Origin of the sequence: uncultured Actinomyces sp., assembly GCF_963526355.1 — a bacterium.
Taxonomy (GTDB): Bacteria; Actinomycetota; Actinomycetes; order Actinomycetales; family Actinomycetaceae; genus Actinomyces.
Genome location: NZ_CAUROW010000169.1, coordinates 1 through 2,960, shown reverse-complemented (window position 1 = coordinate 2,960; position 2,960 = coordinate 1). Strand labels below are relative to the sequence as shown.

Here is a 2,960-nt window from a genome sequence, read left to right as displayed (position 1 = left end):
AGGAAGGCGGCGGCGATATGCGCCTGGGCCACCTCGCGGACGTCGACGACGCTGATGCCCACGCGTGGCGCCCCGAGGCGAGCGGTGCCGTCGATCATCATTCGGATCGTGGAGAAGCTCTCGCTGGTGGGGGCGCTGTTCAGTGAGGGGCCGAGGATCATGGCCGGGTTGATGGTCACCAGCCTCCACCGATCCTGCTTTGAGGCCAGTCGCCACGCCTCCTTCTCCGCAAGGGTCTTGGAGTAGGGGTAGGGCTCGTGGGACAGGGAGGAAGTGGTGTTCCAGCAGGTCTCGGTCAGGATTCGCCCGGGGTAGCCCTCGATATCCGCGGCATCGCCGTACATGGCGGCGACTGAGCTGGTGAGGACCACTCGTGTGACTGACGGTGTGCGCCCGATCCCGGCCAGCACGTTGCGGGTTCCGTGCAGTGCTGGGGCGACAAGGTCTCGTTGGGGATCGTCGACTGCGCGAATGAACGGCGAGGCCGTGTGGATGACGACTGTGCAGCCTTCCATGGCTTGGTCGTAGGAGTCGGGCTGGAGCAGATCGCCGGCGAAGAGGCGCATAGTGCCCGGGGCCTGCTCGGCGATGCGGTTCAGGTGGGCCACCTTGCTCGTGTTCTGAGGGTCGCGCACGGTGGCATGGACGGTGACGCCGGCGTCGAGCAGGCCCTTGGTGACCCAGCTGCCCAGGTAGCCGGTGGCGCCGGTGACCATGACGGGGCTGCTGGTGTCGACCGGGATGCCGCTCAGATCGATGGTGGAGTCGAAGTCGTCAGTGGAGTGTGTTTCCGGGGGTCGCATAGCAGTAGCATGACAACCTAGAGAAACGAAGTCAATTAGTTTCACTATTAGTCGGTACGATCTCGTCATGACCGAAGCGGCTTCACGAGGACCGAGGACCAAGCGCACCCCGGGGCGGCCGGTTGACGCCGCTCTGGGGCCGGCGATCATGCTGGCCGTGCGCGACCTCCTGGCCGAGAACGGTTACGCCGCGCTGACGACGGCGGCCGTGGCCCGGCGCGCGGGCGTCTCCACCGCCACCCTCTACCGTCGGTGGCCCACCAAGCGCGAGCTCGTCCTGGCCTCGACCCGGCGCATGATCGAGACCGGCGCGGCCGACGAGGCCGTGGATTCCGGCTTTGCCGCGGTCGAGGGTGTCGACACCGGCTCGCTGCGAGGGGACCTGCAGGCCTTCATCGCCCACAAGAACCGGGCGCTGTCAGGGGCCACAGGTCAGGCGGTGCTGTCTCTTCTAGGTGAGCTGCCACGGGATCCGGAGCTCAAGGAACTGCTCCTCGGGGAGCTCCTCGCCGCCACTCGCTCCCACCTGGAGCAGATCCGGGATCGGGCTCGGACACGCGGTGAGGGCGCCTTCGACCTGGATCCCCATGCCGGAGCCCGCCTGGTCCTGGGGGCGGTTCTCGCCGGGATCGCCTTTGCGGCCGGAGGCGCGGGGGTCGAGCCGTTGTCCGATGTCGAGCAGGACCTGCTGTTGCGGGCTCTCGGTTGCGGATGATGCGGTTTGGCGTGCTGCTGAGGGGGTGTCGTGGTGCCCTTCCGTCGGCGGGGGCGTGTCGCGCGTACGGGGACAGGAAAACCGTACCCGTACGCGTCGAAGGTCCCCGCCGGGAGAACTTCGTCCCCGGCTGCACAGAATGTCCCGGGCCGTGAATGGGTTGCCGGGCCCGACCGGCCGTAATGGCGGAGGCAGGCAGTGAGGCGGGCAGTGGCGGGCCCTATCAGTTGGTAGCGACTGCTGCTGCACTCGTGGCCGCGATGATGGCCGCCGTCGTGGCGTCCACGGCCCGCTGAACCGCACGGCCCACGGGGCTCGTCGCCGACATCTCCTTGATCGTCCGCTTGAGTTCGCCGCGGCTGAGCCCGGTCTCCTGGGACGGCAGAACTATTGGCGCGACGTGGAGCGCCTGCAGGATCGACAGCAGGGCGACATCGGAGCCGGTGGGAGGTTGCGTTCCGCGCAGGGCGCCTTTGATGCGTTCGCGCAGCTGCTGCTCGGGGATCGGATCGAGCGTGGGGTAGGTGGGGCTGAGAGAGCCGAACAGCCCGCCGGTATGGATCCGGATGATCCCGGATGCCTCCAGGGACTCGGCGATGTGGTGCGTGGGGTTGAGCTTGCTCCAGGAGACCAGGGAGGAGAAGCTCTTTCCGTCCTTGGCGGGCAGGATCTCCAGCGCCCGGTCCAGCACGGGGTGCCCGGTGGGTGCGGGATTGACGATGTAGACGTGGGGCCTGTGCTCCTCGGTCAGGCAGACGCGACCGGTCAGCAGCAGGTCGGTGAGCAGTGCGCCGGTGAGTCCGTAGACCGGGAAGGACATGCGGCTCTCGGGCTTTCCGGAGTCCTTGGTCAGCAGTAGGAACAATTCTTCGCAAATCAGCATCGTATTCATAGTTATCCAGTACATCCTACCGTGACATATTTGAGATCCCTCGCAGGTCTGAGATCCTGATCCGGTCCAGGTCCTCCCTGAGGGGGAGACGTGCGAACCTCGGTACCAAGCTCTTCCTCCGAGGTGTAAGGCCGGACGCTTTCGCGTTGGGCGTTCGGCCCGCGCGTTCACGCTCGTGATCGTGTCGTACCCGCCTCGTAACCTGGGGGCATGGCGCGCGCGATTCGGCATGACGACTGGCCGGTGAGGCTCACTGATGACCAGATCATCAGTCGGGTCGGCCGCGGGGCCTTCCAGCGCGGTCTGGACTACGCGCACAAGGGCCGGGTGCGGGGCATCGGTGTCGCCGGGGACGGGGACATCATCAGTGCCCAGTCCAAGGGCTCGGGCACCCGTATCTATCAGACCATGGTCTTCCGCGAGCCGCACGGCCGGAGGAGCCCGGAGGCTTGGGTCGGCAACTGCTCGTGCCCGGTGGGCACCAACTGCAAGCATGTGGCCGCCCTGCTCATCACGGCGCGTTCCCTGGCGCAGGAGGAGCCCGACGCCG

4 protein-coding genes are annotated in these 2,960 nt (G+C 67.1%); 2 read left to right on the top strand and 2 right to left on the bottom strand.

Annotated features, from left to right (window positions below):
- A partial coding sequence (locus tag RWR81_RS13305) for an NAD-dependent epimerase/dehydratase family protein (protein WP_314458188.1) occupies positions 1–803 on the bottom strand: 803 nt, incomplete at its 3' end.
- Between the two features lie 67 nt (positions 804–870).
- On the opposite strand from RWR81_RS13305, the gene RWR81_RS13300 reads away from it, so the two are divergent.
- A complete protein-coding gene (locus RWR81_RS13300) occupies positions 871–1,518 on the top strand; it encodes a TetR/AcrR family transcriptional regulator (RefSeq protein ID WP_314458187.1) in 648 nt (215 codons plus the stop codon).
- Positions 1,519–1,741: 223 nt separating this feature from the next.
- Here the strand turns inward: RWR81_RS13300 and RWR81_RS13295 are convergent, their stop codons facing one another.
- Entirely contained in the window at positions 1,742–2,410 is a 669-nt protein-coding gene (locus tag RWR81_RS13295) for a GPP34 family phosphoprotein (protein ID WP_314458186.1), read from the bottom strand.
- A 210-nt stretch (positions 2,411–2,620) separates the two neighbouring features.
- Between RWR81_RS13295 and RWR81_RS13290 the strand changes: the two genes are divergently transcribed.
- Positions 2,621–2,960, top strand: a 340-nt coding sequence (locus RWR81_RS13290) for an SWIM zinc finger family protein (RefSeq protein WP_314458185.1), incomplete at its 3' end; no start/stop codon positions are given.